Annotated in this window: 1 protein-coding gene and 1 pseudogene; both read left to right on the top strand. The window is 75.9% G+C overall.

Annotated features, from left to right (window positions below):
* Nucleotides 1-88 precede the first annotated feature (88 nt).
* Nucleotides 89-10,897, top strand: a pseudogene (locus ACIQTO_RS24020) (type I polyketide synthase); the annotation flags it as partial.
* Between the two features lie 28 nt (nt 10,898-10,925).
* Nucleotides 10,926-21,539 carry a type I polyketide synthase gene (locus ACIQTO_RS24015; RefSeq protein ID WP_402391540.1) on the top strand — a complete coding sequence of 3,538 codons (10,614 nt, stop codon included), beginning with the start codon at nt 10,926-10,928 and terminating at the stop codon, nt 21,537-21,539.
* Nucleotides 21,540-21,616 lie beyond the last annotated feature (77 nt).

Here is a 21,616-nt window from a genome sequence, read left to right as displayed (position 1 = left end):
ACCGGTACCCCGCCCACCCGGCACCCCCGCACACCACCCGACGCCACAGCCCTCTAGGAGCCGAACTTCGATGGCGGATGAAAGCAAGCTTCGCGACTATCTCAAGCGCGTCCTCGCGGAGGCGCGCCGGTCCCAGCAACGCGTGCTGGAGCTGGAGGCCGAGAAGTCCGAGCCGATCGCGATCGTGGGCATGGCCTGCCGGCTGCCGGGTGCGGTGCAGGGTCCGGACGACCTCTGGCGGCTGGTCACCGAGCGCGGGGACGGCGTGTCGGGCTTCCCGACCGACCGCGGCTGGGACCTGGACGGGCTGTTCGACGAGGACCCGGAGAAGAGCGGCACTTCCTATGTGAGCCGGGGCGGCTTCCTGCACGAGGCCGGGCTGTTCGACGCCGGCTTCTTCGGGATCTCGCCGCGCGAGGCGGTGGCGATGGACCCGCAGCAGCGCCTGCTGCTGGAGACCTCGTGGGAGGCGCTGGAGCGGGCCGGCGTCGACGCGGCGGGGCTCAAGGGCTCGGACGTCGGCGTCTTCGTCGGAGTGATCAACGAGGGCTACGCGACCGGCGGTCCGGTCCCCCCGGAGCTGGAGGGCTTCACCGGGACGGGGACCACCGGCAGTGTGGCGTCGGGCCGGATCTCGTACGTGTTCGGGTTCGAGGGTCCGGCGGTGACGGTCGACACGGCGTGTTCCTCCTCGCTGGTCGCGATGCACCTGGCGGCGCAGGCGCTGCGGCGCGGGGAGTGCTCGCTGGCGCTGGCCGGCGGCGCGACCGTGATGGCCGGGCCGGGCATGTTCATGGAGTTCTCGCGGCAGCGGGCGCTGGCCGCCGACGGCCGGTGCAAGTCCTACGCGGACGCGGCGGACGGCACCGGCTGGGCCGAGGGCGCGGGCATGGTCGTGCTGGAGCGGCTCTCCGAGGCACGGGCCAACGGGCACCACGTTCTGGCCGTGCTGCGTGGCAGCGCGGTGAACCAGGACGGCGCGTCGAACGGTCTGACGGCGCCGAACGGCCCGTCGCAGCAGCGCGTCATCCGCAAGGCCCTGGCGGCGGCCGGGCTCACGCCGGCCGACGTGGACGTGGTGGAGGGGCACGGCACCGGGACGGTGCTGGGTGACCCGATCGAGGCGCAGGCGCTGCTGGCCACCTACGGTCAGGAGCGTGAGCCGGGGCGCCCGCTCTGGCTGGGTTCGCTGAAGTCGAACATCGGCCACACCCAGGCGGCGGCGGGTGTCGCGGGCGTGATCAAGATGGTGCAGGCGATGCGGCACGGCGTGCTGCCCGCGACCCTGCACGTGGACGCGCCCTCCTCCGAGGTGGACTGGTCCGCCGGTGCGGTGGAGCTGCTGACCGAGGCGCGGGCGTGGCCGGAGACCGGCCGCCCCCGCCGGGCCGGGGTGTCCTCCTTCGGCGTCAGCGGGACCAACGCGCATGTCGTGCTGGAGGAGCCCCCCGCCGAACCGGCGGCCGATCCGGTCGCGGCCCCGGCCGCACCCGGCGGTGTGCTGCCGCTGGTGGTGTCGGCGGCCTCGGCCGCTTCGCTGGCCGGGCAGGCCGAGCGGCTGGCGGCCTTCGTCGGGAGCACCGACGGGACGCCGCCGGCGGACGTCGCCGCGGCCTTGGCCACCGGGCGCGCGGTGCTCGGTGAGCGTGCGGTGGTGGTGGCGGGTTCGTCGGAGGAGGTGCTGGCGGGGCTGGGTGCGCTGGCGCGCGGGGAGTCGGCTCCGGGTCTGGTGACGGGGACGGCGGGCGGGGCGGGCAAGCTCGTCCTGGTGTTCCCGGGGCAGGGTTCGCAGTGGGCCGGGATGGGGCGTGAGCTGCTGGATTCCTCGCCGGTGTTCGCGGAGCGGGTCGCCGCGTGTGCGGCGGCGTTGGAGCCGTGGGTGGACTGGTCGCTGGTCGAGGTGCTGCGCGGTGAGGCCCCCGCCGAGCTGCTGGAGCGCGTCGATGTGCTGCAGCCGGCGAGCTTCGCCGTGATGGTCGGTCTTTCCGCCGTCTGGGCGTCGGTGGGGGTGGTCCCGGACGCCGTCCTGGGTCACTCGCAGGGTGAGATCGCGGCGGCCTGCGTGGCCGGTGCCTTGTCGCTGGAGGACGCGGCGCGGATCGTGGCGGTGCGCAGCCAGGTGATCGCGGGCAGCCTCGCGGGGCGCGGCGGGATGGCTTCGGTGGCGCTCTCCGAGAGCGACGCCGTCGAGCGGTTGGAGCGTTGGGCGGACCGGGTGGAGGTGGCGGCCGTCAACGGCCCGTCCTCCGTGGTGGTGGCCGGTGACGCCGAGGCGCTGGACGAGGCCCTGGCGGTCCTGGCGGCCGACGGGGTGCGGGTGCGCCGGGTCGCGGTGGACTACGCCTCCCACACCCGCCACGTCGAGGCGATCGAGGGGACGCTGGCCGAGGCCTTCGCGGACATCCGCAGCCGGGCGCCGCAGATCCCGTTCTTCTCCACCGTCACCGGCACGTGGGTCGACGAGGCCGGGGTGCTGGACGGCGGCTACTGGTACCGCAACCTGCGCGGCCAGGTCCGCTTCGGGCCGGCGGTCGCCGAACTGCTCGGCCAGGGCCACACGGTGTTCGTGGAGGCCAGCGCCCACCCGGTGCTGGTCCAGCCGGTCAGCGAGATCGTGGACGAGGCCGAGGTGTCGGCCGTGGTCACCGGGACGCTGCGGCGCGACGAGGGCGGCCCGCGCCGGCTGCTCACCTCGATGGCCGAACTCTTCGTCCGGGGCGTCGCCGTGGACTGGACGGGCGTCCTGCCCACCGGCACCGGTCGCGTCGACCTGCCGACCTACGCCTTCGACCACCGGCACTACTGGCTCCAGCTCGGCCCGGCGGCCGACGCGGCCTCGCTCGGCCAGGCCTCCGCCGACCACCCGCTGATGGGTGCGGTGGTGGAGGTGCCCGAGACGGGCGGCCTGCTCGGCACCTCGCGGCTGTCGCTCCGGACGCACCCCTGGCTGGCCGACCACGTGGTCGGGGGAGCCGTCCTGCTCCCGAGCAGTGCCCTGGTGGAGCTGGCCGTCCGGGCCGGCGACGAACTCGGCTGCGGGACCCTCGACGAGCTGGTGGTGAGGGCTCCGCTGCTGCTCCCCGAACAGGGCGGCGTCCGGGTCCAGGTCACCGTCGGCGGCCCCGACGAGAGCGGAGCCCGCCCCGTCGCCGTCTACGCGACCCGCGAGGACGCCGCCGGCGACACCGGTGGTGACACCTGGACCCGCCACGCCACCGGCACGCTCACCGCGACGACCAAGACCGGCAGCCCGCAGGCCGACTTCACCGTCTGGCCGCCCGCCGGGGCGCGGCCCGTCGACCTCGACGCGCTCTACACCGGTCTCGGCGGGTACGGCTACGAGCACGGTCCGGCCTTCCGGGTGGTGCGCGGGCTCTGGCAGCGCGGCGAGGAGACCTTCGCCGAGGTCGCGGTGGACGAGGACAGCCGCGAGGAGGCCGGCCGGTTCGGCCTGCACCCCGCCCTGCTCGACGCCGCCCTGCACCCGGCGCTGCGGGCCACGGCCGACGGCGCCGCGACCGGCGTCCGGGTCTGGCAGCCGCTCGCCTGGCAGGGGCTCGCCCTGCACGCCGTCGGCGCCTCCGTGCTGCGCGTGCGGATCGGGCGGCAGGGCGGCGACGCCCTCACACTGGAGGCGGTCGACCCGGCCGGCGGCCTGGTCCTGACGGCGGACGCGGTGGAGCTGCGGCCAGTGACCGCCGAGCAGTTGACGGCCGCGACCGGGACGGCGGGCGATGACGCGCTGTTCCGGGTCGAATGGAGCGAGCTTCCCCCGGTTCCGGGGCCGGCGGCCGAGCCGCCGGTCTGGGTCACGGTGTCCGACGCGGCCGGGATCACCGCGCTGGCCGACAGCGCGACCCCGGAGGCGGCGCTGCCCACCGCGGTGGTCCTGGACGCCGCCGCGGACGAGGACGGCGGCCACGGCGTCGACATGGCGCTCGTGCTCACCAACCGGGTCCTGGCGGCCGTGCAGGCCTGGCTGGCCGCTCCGGGCCTGGAGACGGTCCGGCTGGTCGTGGCCACCCGGGGCGCGGTGGGGGCCGGCGCGGACGGCGCGGTCACCGACCCGGCCGGTGGCGCGGTCTGGGGCCTGATCCGCGCCGCGCAGACCGAGAACCCGGACCGGATCGTCCTGCTCGACCTCGATCCCGCCGGGGACCGCGCCGCCGACGGCGCGCTCGCCCCCGTCCTGGGCGCGGTGCTCGCCGCCGAGGAGCCCGAACTGGCTTTGCGGGGACCGGCGCTGTCCCTCCCTCGGCTGGTCCGGGCCGGCTCGACCGGCTCGGCCGACGGCGCGGACTGGGCGGGCCTCGACCCCGAGGGCACCGTCCTGATCACCGGTGGCACCGGCTCGCTGGGCGGGATCCTCGCCCGGCACCTGGTCGCCAACCACGGCGTCCGCCGGCTGGCGCTGGTCAGCCGGCGCGGCCCGGCGGCGGAGGGCGCGGCGGAGCTGGTCGCCGAACTGACCGGACTCGGTGCCGCCGAGGTCTCGGTCGAGTCCTGCGACGTGACCGACCGGGAGGCGGTGGCGGCCCTGCTGACCGCCGTCCGGCGGGACGGTCGCCGACTGACCGCCGTCGTGCACACCGCGGGCATCGCCGACGCCGGCGTCATCGGGACCCTGGACCCCGAGCGGGTCGCACAGGTCTTCGCCCCGAAGGTGACCGCGGCACAGCACCTGGACGCGCTGACCCGCGAACTGGCCCCCGACCTGGACGCGTTCGTCGTCTTCTCCTCCGTCTCCTCGGTGTTCCTCGGCGCGGGCACCGGTAGCTACGCGGCCGCCAACGCCTTCCTGGACGCGCTGGCGTACCAGCGCCGGGCGGCCGGCCTGGCCGCGACCTCGCTGGCCTGGGGCCTGTGGAACCAGACCGCCGGCGGTATGGCGGCCGGCATGGACGACCTCACGCGGAGCCGGATGAACCGGCGCGGCGGCGTGCTGCCGATGACGGCCGAGGAGGGCATGGCGCTCTTCGACGCGGCCCTGCGCACCGGCCGGGCGCTGCTCGTCCCGGCCAAGCTGGACCTGCGGGCGCTGCGGGCCGGCGCCGCGGCCGGCCGGGACATCCCGACCCTGCTGCGCGGCCTGGTCCGGACCGGGCGCCGGCTGGTGCGGGCGGCCTCGGGCGACGGCGGCGGCGGGCTGGCCGGGCGGCTGGCCGGGCTCGCGGCGGCCGAGCAGGCGGCGCTGCTGCTGGAGCTGGTCCGCTCGCACGCGGCGACGGTGCTCGGCCACGGCGGGCCGGAGGCGGTCAAGAGCGGGACGGCGTTCCGGGACTCCGGCTTCGACTCGCTGACCTCGGTCGAGCTGCGCAACCGGCTGCGCGAGGCGACCGGCCTCAAGCTGGCCGCGACGGTGGTCTTCGACCACCCGACCCCGCTCGCGTTCGCCCGCTACCTGCACGCCGAGTTCGGCCATGTGGCCGCCGAGAGCGCCGCGGCGGCGCCGACGGTCGCGCTCGCCGACCCGGACGAGCCGATCGCGATCGTCGGAATGGCCTGCCGGCTGCCCGGCGGTGTGACGAGCCCGGCGGACCTGTGGCGGCTGGTCAGCGAGGGCCGGGACGCGATGTCCGGCTTCCCCGAGGACCGCGGCTGGGACGTGGAGGGGCTGTTCGACGCCGACCCCGGAAAGGCGGGCACCTCCTATGTGAGCCAGGGCGGATTCCTCTACGAGGCCGGGCAGTTCGACGCCGCCTTCTTCGGGATCTCGCCGCGCGAGGCGCTGGCGATGGACCCGCAGCAGCGGCTGCTGCTGGAGACGTCCTGGGAGGCGCTGGAGCGGGCGGGCATCGACCCGCTCGCGCTGAAGGGCACGGACGCCGGCGTCTTCTCCGGCGTCATGGGCCAGGGCTACGGGGCCGGCGGCGCCGTGCCCGCCGAGCTGGAGGGCTTCACCGGCACCGGCGGGATGGGCAGCGTGGCCTCCGGCCGGGTCGCCTATGTGTTCGGCTTCGAGGGTCCGGCGGTGACGGTCGACACGGCGTGTTCGTCCTCGCTGGTGGCGATGCACCTGGCGGCGCAGGCGCTGCGGCAGGGCGAGTGCTCGATGGCGCTGGCCGGCGGCGCGACCGTGATGGCGACCCCCGGCACCTTCGTGGAGTTCTCGCGGCAGCGGGGTCTGGCGACGGACGGCCGGTGCAAGTCCTACGCGGACGCGGCGGACGGCACGGGCTGGGCCGAGGGCGCGGGTGTGGTGGTGCTGGAGCGGCTGTCCGAGGCGCGTCGCCAGGGGCATCAGGTGCTTGCCGTGCTGCGTGGCAGCGCGGTGAACCAGGACGGCGCGTCCAACGGTCTGACCGCGCCCAACGGGCTCTCCCAGCAGCGGGTGATCCGCAAGGCCCTGGCGAACGCGGGCCTGACCCCGGTGGAGGTCGACGTGGTCGAGGGGCACGGCACCGGGACGGTGCTGGGCGACCCGATCGAGGCGCAGGCGCTGCTGGCCACCTACGGCCAGGACCGGGAGCCGGGGCGCCCGCTCTGGCTGGGTTCGCTGAAGTCGAACATCGGCCACACCCAGATGGCGGCGGGTGTCGCCGGGGTGATCAAGATGGTGGAGGCGCTGCGGCACGGGGTGCTGCCGCCGACGCTGCACGTGGACGCGCCGTCCTCGCAGGTGGACTGGTCGGTCGGTGCGGTGGAGCTGCTGACCGAGGCGCGGGCGTGGCCGGAGACCGGCCACCCCCGCCGGGTGGGCGTGTCCGGCTTCGGTGTCAGCGGGACGAACGCGCACCTGATCCTGGAGCAGGCGCCCGAGGAGGAGCCGGAGCCGGTCGCGGAGCAGGCTCCGCCCGTGGGCGTGGTGCCGCTGGTGGTCTCCGCGAAGAGCGCGAGGTCGCTGGCCGGCCAGGCCGGCCGGCTGACCGCCCTCGCGGGCGCGGTCGACACGGCGGCGCTGGCCGCCGCGCTGGTGTCGCAGCGGGCGTTGCTGGGTGAGCGTGCGGTGGTGCTGGCGGGTTCGTCGGAGGAGGCGCTGGCGGGTCTGGGTGCGCTGGCCCGCGGGGAGGCCGCGGCCGGTGTGGTGACCGGCACGGTGTCCGATACCGCCCGTGCGGTGTTCGTGTTCCCGGGGCAGGGTTCGCAGCGGGTGGGGATGGGCCGGGAGTTGGCGGAGCGGTATCCGGTGTTCGCCGAGGCGTTCGACGCGGCGTGCGCGGCGTTGGACGCGGGGTTGGCGGGCCGGGTGGAGCACTCGGTCAAGGACGTCGTGTACGGCACGGCGGGCGATCTCGACCAGACGGTGTTCACCCAGGCCGGCTTGTTCGCGGTGGAGACGGCGTTGTTCCGGCTGGTGGAGTCCTGGGGCGTGCGGCCGGACGCGGTGCTGGGGCATTCGATCGGTGAGATCACGGCCGCGCATGTCGCGGGTGTGCTGTCGCTGGCGGACGCGGCGGCGGTGGTGGCCGCGCGGGGCCGGCTGATGCAGGCGCTGCCGTCCGGTGGTGCGATGGTCGCGGTGGCGGCGACGGAGGCGGAGGTCGCCGGATTCCTGGGCGATGGCGTCGACTTGGCGGCGGTGAACGGTCCGTCCTCGGTGGTGCTCTCCGGGAAGGAGGCGGCCGTGCTGAAGGCGGCCGAGAGCCTGAAGGAGCAGGGTCGTAAGGTCAAGCGGCTGGCGGTCTCGCACGCCTTCCACTCGGCGCTGATGGACCCGATGCTGGCCGAGTTCGCCACCGTGCTCGCCGAGGTCACCTGGCGTGAGCCGAAGCTGCCGGTGATCTCCAACCTCACCGGCCGCCCGGCCGAGCCGGGTCAACTCGCCGATCCCGCCTACTGGGTGGACCATGTACGCCGCCCGGTCCGGTTCGCCGACGGGATCACCGCGGCCGCCGAACTCGGTGGCGCGGTCTTCGTCGAGCTGGGCCCGGGTGCCGCGCTCAGCGGCGTCGTCGCGGAGTCCGCCGGCGAGAACGCGGTCGCGGTGGCGGCGCTGCGCGACGGCCGCCCCGAGGCGCACACCCTGCTCACCTCGGTCGCCGAACTCTTCGTCCGGGGCGTCGCGGTGGACTGGGCCGCAACCCTGCCCGCCGGGCTCACGACCGGCCATCTGGACCTGCCCACCTACGCCTTCGACCACCGGCACTACTGGCTGCAGACCGCCCCGGCCACTGACGCCGCCTTCCTGGGGCTGACCGGCACGGATCACCCAATGCTCGGCGCGGTCGTCCAACTCCCGCAGTCCGACGGCCTGGTGTTCACCTCCCGGCTCTCCCTGCGCACGCATCCGTGGCTGGCCGACCATGCCGTCGGGGGAGTGGTCCTGGTGCCCGGCACCGGTCTGGTGGAGCTGGCCGTCCGGGCCGGTGACGAGGCAGGCTGCGGCACGCTGGCCGAACTGGTCATCGAGGCCCCGCTGGTGGTGCCCGAGCACGGCGGCGTCCGCGTCCAGGTCGCCGTCGGCGGCCCCGACGAGCGCGGCGCGCGCACGGTGGAGGTCTACTCCTCCCGCGAGGACACCGCGGAGACCTGGATCCGCCACGCCGCCGGCACCGTGGCGCCCGCGAAGGCGGCCGCCGCCGCGCCGCCGTTCGACCTCACCGCCTGGCCGCCGCCCGGCGCCCAGCCGGTCGAGGTCGACGTCGACGGCTTCTACGCCGACCTGATCCGGCTCGGCTACACCTACGGCCCGGCCTTCCAGGGCCTGCGGGCGGTCTGGCGGCGCGGCGAGGAGGTCTTCGCCGAGATCGCGCTGCCGGACGGCTTCCGCGAGGAGGCGGACCGCTTCGGCATCCACCCCGCGCTGCTCGACGCCGCCCTGCACGCCAACGGGTTCGTCCAGCCGGCCGGCGCCCCCTCGGGGGCGGACGAGCCCCGGACGGTCCTGCCGTTCGCCTGGAACGGGCTGGCCCTGCACGCCGTCGGCGCCTCGGCGCTGCGGGTGCGGGTGGCGCCCTCCGGCCCGGACGCGGTGTCGCTCCAGGCCGCCGACGAGACGGGCGGGCCGGTCCTGACGCTGGACTCCCTGGTGTTCCGGGCCGTCTCCGCCGAGCAGTTGGAGGCGGCGGCCGGCGCGCCGGGCGGCGACTCGCTGTTCCGGGTGGAGTGGACCGTGCTGCCGTCGGCGGCGCGGGCCTTCGCACCGGCGCCGAGCCGGGTGTCGGTGGCCACCGCCGCCGAGGTGGCCGCCCTGGCCGAGCAGGGCGCGCTGCCGGACGCCGTCGTGCTGACGGCCGTCGGCGGAGACGCGCTGGAACTGAGCTCCCGGGTGCTCGACGTGCTCCAGGCCTGGCTGGTCGCGCCGGGCCCGGAGGACGCCCGACTGGTCGTGGCCACCCGGGGCGCGGTGCCGGCCGGCGGCGACGCCGCGCTGACCGACCCGGCCGGCAGCGCCGTCTGGGGCCTGGTCCGGGCTGCCCAGGTGGAGAACCCCGACCGGATCGTCCTGCTCGACACCGACCCCGGCACCGATCCCGAGACCGTGCTCGCCGAGGTGCTCGCGCTCGGCGAGCCGCAGGTGGCGGTGCGCGGGGCGGTGCTGTCCGCACCGCGGCTGGTCCGGGCCGGCGGCGGTGACGCCCCCGGCGGTGAGCCGGTGTTCCGCGCGGACGGCACGGTCCTGGTGACGGGCGGGACGGGTTCACTGGGCGCGCTGCTGGCCCGGCACCTGGTCACCCGGCACGGTGTCCGCCATCTGGTGCTGACCAGTCGGCGTGGCCTGGAGGCCGAGGGCGCCCGGGAGTTGGTGGCCGAGCTGGCCGCGCTGGGCGCCGAGTCGGTGACGGTGCCGGCCTGCGACGTCGCCGACCGCGACGCACTGGCGGCGCTGCTCGCCTCGGCCGGCCGGGAGCGGCCGCTGACGGCCGTCGTGCACACCGCGGGCGTCCTGGACGACGGTGTGATCGGGGCCTTGACCGAGGAGCGGCTGGCGAACGTCTTCGCCCCGAAGGTGACCGCCGTCGGCCACCTGGACCAACTGACCCGTGAACTCGCCCCCGACCTGGACGCGTTCGTCGTCTTCTCGTCCGCCTCCGGCCTGTTCGGCTCGGCCGGCCAGGGCAACTACGCGGCGGCCAACGCCTATCTGGACGGGCTGATGGCCCGGCGCCGGGCGGCCGGCCTGCCGGCGCTCTCACTGGCCTGGGGCCCCTGGGAGCAGACCGCCACCGGGATGACCACCGGCGCCGAGGCGGCCGGCCGCACCCGGACGAACCGCCGCGGCGGCATCCTGGCGCTCGGGCCGGACGAGGGGACCGCCCTGTTCGACGCCGCGCTGGCCGCCGACGAGGCGCTGCTGGTGCCGATCAAGCTGGACCTCCGGGCGATCAGGGCCGACGCCGCGACGGGGGCGGGAGTGCCGCCCCTGCTGCGCGGTCAGGTCCGCGTCGGCCGGCAGGCGGCCCGGGCCGCGTCGGGCGACGGCGGCGACGGCCTGGTCCGTCGGCTGGCCGGGCTCGCCCGCGCCGACCAGGAGGGCCTGCTGGTGGACCTGCTGCGGACCCAGGTCGCGCTGGTGCTGGGACACGCCGGACCGGACGGGGTGGTGGCCGGGACGTCGTTCAAGGACGCCGGGTTCGACTCGCTCACCTCCGTCGAACTGCGCAACCGGCTCCGCGAGGCCACCGGCCTCAACCTGTCCGCCACCGTGGTCTTCGACTACCCGACCCCGCTGGCGCTGGCCCGCCACGTGCACGGCGAACTGCTCCCGGACGGTGCGGCGAGCGGGCCGGAAGTGGACGAGGACCGGCTGCGGCACGCCCTGGTCTCCCTCCCGATGGCCCGGTTCCGGGAGGCCGGGCTGCTGGAAGCCCTGGTCGCGCTGGCCGCGCTCGACACCGGCGGCCCGGTGGCCGGCGAGGCGGACGAGGACGACCGGCCGGGCACGCTCGCCGATCTGGATGTCGACGACCTCGTTCAACTGGCGCTCGGCGGCGACGACGAGGGCCTCGAAAGCTGATGCGGTACAACGTGATGGGGGCAGTTGAGTGAGTACTTCATACGAGAAGCTTGTCGAGGCGCTGCGAAAGTCGCTCGAAGAGGTCGGCTCGCTGAAGAAGCGGAACCGGCAACTCGTCAGCGCCTCCAGCGAGCCGGTGGCGATCGTGGGTATGGCGTGCCGACTGCCCGGCGGTGTCGACAGCCCCGAGGGGCTCTGGAACCTGGTCAGCGAGGGCCGGGACGGCGTGTCGGCCTTCCCCACCGACCGGGGATGGGACCTGGACGGCCTGTTCGACGAGGACCCGGAGAACCGCGGCACCTCCTATGTGGACCAGGGCGGCTTCCTGCACCAGGCCGGCCTCTTCGACGGGGGCTTCTTCGGGATCTCGCCGCGTGAGGCGCTCGCCATGGACCCGCAACAGCGGCTGCTGCTGGAGACCTCGTGGGAGGCCCTGGAGCGGGCCGGCATCGACCCGGCCACGCTGAAGGGCACCGACGTCGGGGTGTTCAACGGGATCATGGGCGTCGACTACTTCGCGGGTGGGAGCGTGCCGCCCGAGCTGGAGGGCTTCACCGGGACGGGAGCGGCCGCCAGCGTGGCCTCCGGCCGGATCTCGTACGTGTTCGGCTTCGAGGGCCCGGCCGTCACGCTCGACACGGCCTGCTCGTCCTCGCTGGTGGCGATCCACCTGGCCGCCCAGGCGCTGCGCCGGGGCGAGTGCTCGATGGCGCTGGCCGGCGGCGCGACCGTGATGGCGACCCCCGGCCTCTTCATCGACTTCTCGCGGCAGCGCGGTCTGGCCTCCGACGGTCGCTGCAAGGCCTATGCCGACGCGGCCGACGGCACGGGCTGGGCCGAGGGCGCGGGTGTGGTGGTGCTGGAGCGGCTCTCCGAGGCGCGCCGCAAGGGGCACCACGTCCTGGCGGTGGTGCGCGGCAGCGCGGTGAACCAGGACGGCGCGTCCAACGGTCTGACCGCGCCCAACGGCCCCTCGCAGCAGCGGGTGATCCGCAAGGCGCTGGCCAACGCGGGCCTGACCACCGCCGATGTGGACCTGGTGGAGGGGCACGGCACCGGGACGGTGCTGGGCGACCCGATCGAGGCGCAGGCACTGCTCGCCACCTACGGCCAGGACCGGCCCGCGGAGCGGCCGTTGCGGCTCGGGTCGCTGAAGTCCAACATCGGTCACACCCAGGCCGCCGCCGGTGTGTCCGGGGTGATCAAGATGGTGCAGGCGCTGCGGCACGGCGTGATGCCGCCGACGCTGCACGTGGACGCGCCGTCCTCCCAGGTGGACTGGACGGCGGGCGCCGTCGAGCTGCTGACCGAGGCGCGGGCGTGGCCGGAGACCGGCCGCCCCCGCCGGGCGGGCGTGTCCGGCTTCGGTGTCAGCGGCACCAACGCGCACCTGATCCTGGAGCAGGCCCCCGAGGAGGCCCCGGTCGCGGTCGAGGCCGCGCCCGACGGCGTGGTCCCGCTGGTGCTGTCGGCCGCCTCGACCGCCGCGCTGGCCGCTCAGGCCGGCCGGCTGGCCTCCTTCGTCGAGGGAGCCGACCGCTCCGGGGCCGGCTCGCCGGTCGCGGTGGCGGGTGCGCTGATCGCCCAGCGCGCGGTGCTGGCCGACCGTGCGGTCCTGGTGGCCGGTTCGCGGGAGGAGGCGCTGGCGGGCCTGGCAGCGCTGGCCCGCGGGGAGGCCGCGGCCGCCGGGGCGACCGGCAGTGCGTCGCCGTCGGGCGGTCCGGGGAAGGTGGTCCTCGTCTTCCCGGGGCAGGGTTCGCAGCGGGTGGGGATGGGCCGGGAGTTGGCGGAGCGGTATCCGGTGTTCGCCGAGGCGTTCGACGCGGCGTGTGCGGCGTTGGACGCGGGGTTGGCGGGCCGGGTGGAGCACTCGGTCAAGGATGTCGTGTTCGGTACGGCGGGCGATCTCGGCCAGACGGTGTTCACCCAGGCCGGCTTGTTCGCGGTGGAGACGGCGTTGTTCCGGCTGGTGGAGTCCTGGGGCGTGCGGCCGGACGCGGTGCTGGGGCATTCGATCGGTGAGATCACGGCCGCGCATGTCGCGGGTGTGCTGTCGTTGGCGGACGCGGCGGCGGTGGTGGCCGCGCGGGGTCGGCTGATGCAGGCGCTGCCGTCCGGTGGTGCGATGGTGGCGGTGGCGGCGACGGAGGCGGAGGTCGCCGGATTCCTGGGCGATGGCGTCGACTTGGCGGCGGTGAACGGTCCGTCCTCGGTGGTGCTCTCCGGGAAGGAGGCGGCCGTACTGAAGGCCGCCGAGAGCCTGAAGGAGCAGGGGCGCAAGGTCAAGCGGCTGACGGTCTCGCACGCCTTCCACTCGGCGCTGATGGAGCCGATGCTGGCCGAGTTCGCCGCCGTGCTCGGCGAGGTGACCTGGGGTGAGGCGCGGTTCCCGGTCGTCTCCAACGTGACTGGCCGGGTGGCCGAGCCGGGTCAACTCGCCGACCCGGCCTCCTGGGTGGACCATGTACGCCGCCCGGTCCGGTTCGCCGACGGGATCACCGCGGCCGCCGAACTCGGTGGCGCGCTGTTCGTCGAGCTGGGCCCGGGTGCCGCGCTCAGCGGCGTCGTCGCGGAGTCCGCCGGCGAGAACGCGGTCGCGGTGGCGGCGCTGCGCGACGGCCGCCCCGAGGCGCACACCCTCCTCACTACGGTGGCCGAACTCTTCGTCCGGGGCGTCGCGGTGGATTGGGCCGCGACCCTGCCCGCCGGGTTCACGCGTACGCATCTGGACCTGCCCACCTACGCCTTCGAGCACGAGCACTACTGGCTCCCCGCCACCCCGAGCACCGACGCGACCTCGCTCGGCCAGGGCGCGGCGGATCACCCGCTGCTCGGTGCGGTGGTCCAACTCCCGCACTCCGACGGGCTGGTGTTCACCTCCCGGCTCTCGCTGCGGACGCACGGCTGGCTGGCCGACCACGCCGTCGGGGGAGTGGTCCTGGTCCCCGGCACCGGGCTGGTGGAGCTGGCGGTGCGGGCCGGTGACGAGGTCGGCTGCGGCACGCTGGACGAACTGGTCATCGAGGCCCCGCTGGTGGTGCCCGAGCAGGGCGGTCTGCGCGTCCAGGTCGCCGTCGGCGGCCCGGACGAGCGCGGCGCGCGGACGGTGGAGGTCTACTCCTCCCGCGAGGACGCCACGGACGCGTGGACCCGCCACGCCACCGGCACGCTGCTGCCGACGCCGGCCGGTGCCGCCGCGCCGGAGTTCGACTTCACCGCCTGGCCCCCGCCGGGCGCGCGGCCGGTGGACATCACCGGCGGCTACGACCTGCTGGCCCGGGCGGGCTACGCCTACGGCCGGTCGTTCCAGTGCGTGCGCGCGGTCTGGCGGCGCGACGAGGAGATCTTCGCCGAGGTCGCCCTGCCGGACGAACTGCGCGAGCAGGGGGCCCGCTTCGGCATCCACCCCGGTCTGTTCGACGCCGCCCTGCACTCCAGCATCCTGGACGCGGCGGCCGGGCTGGACGGGGCCGCGACGGACGAGGAGCCGGTGGTGCGGCTGCCGTTCGCCTGGAACGGCCTGGTGCTGCACGCGGCGGGCGCCTCCTCGGTGCGCGTGCGGGTGGCCCGGCCGGCGCCGGACGCGCTGTCGCTGGAGGCGGTCGACGACGCCGGCGGGCTCGTCCTGACGCTGGACTCGCTGGTCTCCCGGGCCGTCTCCGCCGAGCAGTTGGAGGCGGCGGCCGGGGCGCCGGGCACCGACGCGCTGTTCCGGGTGGAGTGGACGGAACTCGCCGCCCTGCCCGGCAACGCCGCCGGGGCGGCCCCGGGGTGGGCCCGGATCGCCACTCCGGCGGATCTGGCGGCCGAGTTCGAGGGGACGGACGCCGGTGAGGCGCCGACGGCCGTGCTGCTGGTGGCCGGTACGGAGGGTGCCGACGACTCCCCGCTCGCGCTGACCCGGCGGGTGCTGGCGGTGGTCCAGGCCTGGCTGGCCGCACCGGGCCCGGAGGACGCCCGGCTGGTCGTGGCCACCCGGGGCGCGGTGGCCGCCGGTGGAGACGCCGCGGTGACCGACCCGGCCGCCGCCGCCGTCTGGGGCCTGCTCCGCGCGGCCCAGGCGGAGAACCCGGACCGGATCGTCCTGCTCGACACCGACCCCGGCACCGACCCCGAGGCCGTGCTCGCCGAGGTGCTCGCGCTCGGTGAGCCGCAGGTGGCGGTGCGCGGTTCGGCGCTGTACGGGCCGCGGCTGGCCCGGGCGGCCGTCGTCCGGGGCGCGGAGCCGGTGCTGGACCCGGCGGGGCGGGTGCTGATCACCGGTGGGACGGGTTCGCTGGGCGCGGTGCTGGCCCGGCACCTGGTCACCGACCACGGTGTCCGGCACCTGGTGCTGACCAGTCGGCGCGGGCTGGAGGCCGAGGGTGCCCGGGAGTTGGTGGCCGAGCTGGCCGGGCTGGGCGCCGAGTCGGTGACGGTGCCGGCCTGCGACGTGACCGACCGGGACGCGGTGGCCGAGCTGCTGACCGCCGTCCGGCACGACGGGCGCCGGCTGACCGCCGTGGTCCACGCGGCGGGAGTCTTCGACGGCGGTGTGATCGGCGAGCTCGACCCGGAGCGGCTGGAGCGGGTGTTCGCGCCCAAGGTGACCGCGACCCGGCACCTGGACGAGCTGACCCGCGAACTCGCCCCGGACCTGGACGCGTTCATCACCTACTCCTCGGTCTCGGCGGTCTTCCTGGGCGCGGGCACCGGCAGCTACGCCGCCGCGAACGCGTTCATGGACGGGCTGATGGCCCGGCGCCGGGCGGACGGCCTGCCGGCGCTGTCGCTGGCCTGGGGCCCGTGGGAGCAGACCGACGGCATGGGCGCCGACCTGGACGAGCTGTCCCGGAGCCGGATGAACCGGCGCGGCGGCGCACAGCCGCTGACGGCGGCGGAGGGCATGGCGCTGTTCGACACCGCGCTGCACGGCGGCGAGGCGCTGCTGGTGCCGGTCAAGCTCGATCTGCGGGCCCTGCGCACGGCCGCCGCGGCCGGCGCCGGGGTGCCGGCCCTGCTGCGGGGGCTGGTCCGCCCGGGGCGGCAGACGGCCCGCTCCACCGCGGCCGGCGGCGGTGGCGGGCTGGCCGGCCGGCTGGCGGGGCTGGCGGCGGCCGAGCGCGAGGCGCTGCTGCTGGAGCTGGTCCGTACGCATGTCGCCTCGGTGCTCGGCCACGCGGGCGCGGCGAACGTCGCGGCCGAACGGGCCTTCAAGGATGCCGGGTTCGACTCGCTGACCTCCGTCGAGCTGCGGAACCGGCTGCGCGAGGCGACCGGCCTCGGCCTGCCCGCCACGGCGGTCTTCGACTACCCGACCCCGCTCGCCCTGGCCCGTTTCCTGGACGGCGAGTTCGACGGCACGGTGGCCCCGGCGGGCCCGGTCGTGCCGGCGGCGGCCGTGCACGACCCGGACGATCCGGTCGCGATCGTCGGGATGGCCTGCCGGCTGCCCGGCGGGGTGGCCGGCCCGGAGGACCTGTGGCAGCTGGTCGCCGAGGGGCGGGACGGCGTGTCGCTGTTCCCCTCCGACCGCGGCTGGGGCCTGGACGAGCTGTTCGACGCCGACCCGGAGAGCGAGGGCACCTCCTACGTCAGCCAGGGCGGGTTCCTGCACGAGGCGCCCCTGTTCGACCCGGCCTTCTTCGGGATCTCGCCGCGCGAGGCGCTCGCGATGGACCCGCAGCAGCGGCTGCTGCTGGAGACCTCGTGGGAGGCCCTGGAGCGGGCGGGCATCGATCCGGGGGCGTTGAAGGGCACCGACGTCGGGGTGTTCAACGGCATCATGGGGGTCGACTACTACGCCGGTGGCACCGTGCCGGCCGAGCTGGGCGGCTTCGCTCTGACCGGCGCCGGCGCGAGCGTGGCCTCGGGCCGGGTGTCCTACGTGTTCGGCTTCGAGGGCCCGGCGGTCACCGTGGACACCGCCTGCTCCTCGTCGCTGGTGGCGATCCACCTGGCCGCCCAGGCGCTGCGGCAGGGCGAGTGCTCGCTGGCGCTGGCCGGCGGTTCGACGGTGATGTCCAGCCCGAGCATGTTCATGGAGTTCTCGCGGCAGAAGGCGCTGGCGACGGACGGCCGGTGCAAGTCCTACGCGGACGCGGCGGACGGCACCGGCTGGGCGGAGGGCGCGGGTGTGGTGGTGCTGGAGCGGCTCTCCGAGGCGCGGCGCAACGGGCACCCGGTACTCGCGGTGCTGCGCGGCAGCGCGGTGAACCAGGACGGCGCCTCCAACGGTCTGACCGCGCCCAACGGTCCCTCGCAGCAGCGCGTCATCCGCAAGGCCCTCGCGGCGGCCGGACTGTCGACCGCCGATGTGGACCTGGTGGAGGGGCACGGCACCGGGACGGTGCTGGGTGACCCGATCGAGGCGCAGGCGCTGCTCGCCACCTACGGGCGCGGTAGGGACCGGGAGCGGCCGCTCTGGCTGGGCTCGCTGAAGTCCAACATCGGCCACGCGCAGGCGGCGGCCGGTGTCTCGGGCGTGATCAAGATGGTGCAGGCGCTGCGGTACGGCGTGATGCCCGCGACCCTGCACGTGGACGCGCCGTCCTCCCAGGTGGACTGGACGGCGGGCGCCGTCGAGCTGCTGACCGAGGCGCGGCAGTGGCCGGAGACGGACCGGCCGCGCCGGGCCGGGGTCTCCTCCTTCGGGCTGAGCGGGACGAACGCGCATGTGATCCTGGAGCAGGCCCCGCCGGAGGAGCCGGCGCCGGTCACGGTCGAGGCCGCTCCCGACGCGGTGGTGCCGCTGGTGGTCTCGGCGAAGAGCGCCGGCTCGCTGGCGGGCCAGGCCGGGCGGCTGACGGCCCTCGCGGGGACGGTCGACACGGCGGCGCTGGCCGGTGCGCTGGTCTCCCGGCGGGCACTGCTGCCCGAGCGCGCGGTGCTGGTGGCCGGCTCGTCGCAGGAGGCGCTGGCCGGGCTGGCCGCGCTGGCGAGCGGTGAGAGCGGCCCGGGGGTGGTGACCGGCAGCGCCGGCTCCTCGGGCGCGGCGGGCCGGACGGTGCTGGTGTTCCCCGGCCAGGGGGCGCAGTGGGTCGGCATGGGCCGTGAACTGCTGGACTCCTCACCGGTGTTCGCCGAGCGCGTCGCGGAGTGCGCCCGGGCCCTGGAGCCGTGGGTGGACTGGTCGCTGGAGGAGGTGCTGCGCGGCGAGGCGCCCGTCGAGGTCCTGGACCGCGCCGACGTGGTGCAGCCGGCGAGCTTCGCGGTGATGCTCGGGCTGGCCTCCGTCTGGGCGTCGGTGGGGGTGGTGCCGGACGCGGTGCTCGGTCACTCGCAGGGCGAGATCGCGGCCGCCTGCGTGGCCGGTGCGCTGTCCCTGGAGGACGCCGCGCGGATCGTGGCGGTGCGCAGCCAGGTGATCGCCGGGCAGCTGGCCGGCCTCGGCGGGATGGCCTCGGTGGCCCTCTCCGAGGCGGAGGCGGCGGCCCGGCTGGAGCGCTGGTCGGGCCGGCTGGAGGTCGCGGTGGTCAACGGCCCCGCTTCGGTGGTCGTCGCCGGCGACCTCGACGTGCTGGACGAGGCCGTCGAGGCGCTGACCGCCGAAGGGGTCCGGGTGCGCCGGGTCGCGGTGGACTTCGCCTCGCACACCCGGCACGCCGAGGCGCTGGAGGAGACCCTGGCGGAGGCGTTCGCGGACATCCGCGGCCGGGCGCCGCTGGTCCCGTTCTTCTCGACGGTGACCGGCGAGTGGATCCGCGAGGCCGGTGTCATCGACGGCGGCTACGTCTACCGGAACCTGCGCGGCCAGGTGCGGTTCGGGCCGGCCGTGGCCACGCTGCTGAGCGAGGGTCACACCGTCTTCGTGGAGGCCAGTGCCCACCCGGTGCTGGCCCAGCCGATCACCGAGGTCGTGGAGCAGACCGGGGCCGACGCCCTGGTGGTCGGCTCGCTGCGCCGCGACGAGGGCGGACCGCGCCGGCTGCTGACCTCGATGGCCGAACTCTTCGTCCGGGGCGTGGCCGTGGACTGGACCGGGGTGCTGCCCGCCGGCGCCGAGGGCGCCGGGGTGGAGCTGCCGACCTACGCCTTCGACCATCAGCACTACTGGCTGCAGATGGCCAGGGCCGCCACCGACGCGACCTCGCTGGGCCTGGCGGGGGTGGACCATCCGCTGCTGGGCGCGGTGGTGGAGGTGCCCGAGACGGGCGGGGTGCTGTGCACCTCCCGGCTGTCGCTGCGCACCCACCCGTGGCTGGCCGACCACGCCGTCGGCGACGTGGTCCTGCTACCCGGCACCGGGCTGGTGGAGCTGGCGGTGCGGGCCGGTGACGAGGTCGGCTGCGGCACGCTGGACGAGCTGGTGATCGAGGCCCCGCTGATCCTGCCCGCCCAGGGCGGCGTCCGGGTCCAGGTCACGGTCGGGGGCCCCGACGAGAGCGGCGCCCGCCCGGTGGCCGTCTACTCGACCCGCGAGGAGACCGTCGGCGAGCCGTGGACCCGGCACGCCACCGGGGTGCTCACGGCCACGGTGCGGCCGGCCGGCTCCGGGTTCGACTTCACCGCCTGGCCGCCGCCCGGCGCGGAGCGGGTGGAGATCGGCCCCGAGGAGTTCTACGCCGGTCTGCTGGAGCACGACTACGTCTACGGGCCGGTGTTCCGGGGGCTGCGGGCGGCCTGGCGGCGCGGCGACGAGGTCTTCGCCGAGATCGCCCTGCCGGAGGAGGACCGGGGCAGCGCCGCCGGGTACGGCATCCACCCGGCGCTGCTGGACGCCGCGCTGCACGCCAAGGCGTTCCTGAGCGCGGGCGACGAGCGCACGATGCTGCCGTTCGCCTGGAACGGGCTGGTCCTGCACGCCGCGGGCGCCTCGTCGCTGCGGGTGCGGGTCGCCCAGCCGACGCCGGACGCGCTCTCGCTGGAGGCGGTCGACGAGGCCGGCGGCGCGGTGCTGACGGCGGACTCGCTGGTGTTCCGTCCGGTGTCCGCCGAGCAGTTGGGCGCGGCGGCGGGACGCACCGGCGGTGACTCGCTGTTCGCGGTGGACTGGACGGAGGTGCTTCCGGCCGAGGCCACCGGGGCGCCGTCCTGGCTGCGGCTGTCCACCGCCGAGGAGGTGGCCACGCTCGCGGAGGACGCGCTGTCCGGGGCGGAGGTCCCGGCGACGGCGCTCCTGGCGGCGGTCACCGGCGGCGACGCGGACAGTCCGCTGGAGGTGACGGACCGCGTACTGGAGGTGGTCCAGACCTGGCTGGCCGGTGCCGGGCTGGAGGACACCCGGCTGGTGGTGGTGACCAGGGGCGCGGTGCCCGCCGGCGGTGACGCCACGGTGGTGGACCCGGCCGGGGCCGCCGTCTGGGGCCTGGTCCGGGCCGCGCAGGCGGAGAACCCGGACCGGATCGTGCTGCTGGACACCGACGCGTCCGACCCGGTGGACGTCGAGTCGCTGCCCGGGTCGGTGCTCGGCCGGGTGCTGGCCGTCGGCGAGCCGCAGGTCGCGGTGCGCGGTTCGGCCCTGTACGTGCCCCGGCTGGCCCGGGCCGGCGCCGTCGTCCGGGCGGAGCCGGTGCTGGACCCGGCGGGGCGGGTGCTGATCACCGGTGGGACGGGTTCGCTGGGTGCGGTGCTGGCCCGGCACCTGGTCACCCGGCACGGTGTCCGCCATCTGGTGCTGACCAGTCGGCGTGGCCTGGAGGCCGAGGGCGCCCGGGAGTTGGTGGCCGAGCTGGCCGCGCTGGGCGCCGAGTCGGTGACGGTGCCGGCCTGCGACGTGACCGACCGGGACGCGGTGGCCGAGCTGCTGACCGCCGCCCAGCGGGACGGGCGCCGGCTGACCGCCGTCCTGCACGCCGCGGGTCTGTTCGACGCGGGTGTGATCGGTGAGGTCGACCGGGAGCGACTGGAGCGGGTGTTCGGCGCGAAGGTGACCGCGACGCAGCACCTGGACGAGCTGACCCGCAAGCTGGCACCGGAGTTGGACGCGTTCGTGGTCTACTCCTCGGTCTCGGCGGTGTTCCTGGGCGCGGGCACCGGCGCCTACGCGGCGGCGAACGCGTTCATGGACGGGCTGATGGCCCGGCGCCGGGCGGCCGGTCTGCCGGCGCTGTCGCTGGCCTGGGGCCTGTGGGAGCAGGACTCGGGCATGGCGGCCGGCACCGACGACCTCACCCGCAGCCGGCTGAACCGGCGCGGCGGTCTGCTGGGGATGACGCCGGCCGAGGGCATGGAGCTGTTCGACACCGCGCTGCGCGGTGACCGGGCGCTGCTGGTGCCGGCCAAGCTGGACCTGCGGGCCCTGCGCGCCGACGCCGCGGCCGGGCGCGAGGCACCGCCGCTGCTGCGCGGGCTGGTGCGGGCGAGCCGGCAGTCGGCCCGGGCGGCCGTCTCCGGTGACGAGCGCCGCCGGCTGGCCGAGCGGCTGGCCGGGCTGCCCGGCGCGGAGCGGGCGACGGTCCTGCTGGACGTGGTCCGCGCCCAGGTGGCGGTGGTCCTCGGCTACAGCGCGTCGCACCACATCGACGTGGACCAGGGTCTCTTCGAGATCGGCTTCGACTCGCTGACCGCGCTCGAACTGCGCAACCGGCTGGGCGAACTGATGGGGGCGAAGCTCTCGGCCGGTCTTGTTTTCGATCACCCGACGCCGGGGATGATTGTCGCGCACATGCAAGAGCGCATGTTCGGCGCGGGGGCGGGGGGCGTCGCGGCGATCTCGGTCTGAGCTGTTCCGGCCGGGCCCCGACGCGGCCCGGCCGAGGGGGCCCGAACGGCCCCGAGCCGGACCGGATCCGGCCCCCG

The organism is Kitasatospora sp. NPDC091207 (assembly GCF_044768625.1).
Classification (GTDB): domain Bacteria; phylum Actinomycetota; class Actinomycetes; order Streptomycetales; family Streptomycetaceae; genus Kitasatospora.
This window is presented reverse-complemented; position numbering and strand designations above follow the sequence as displayed.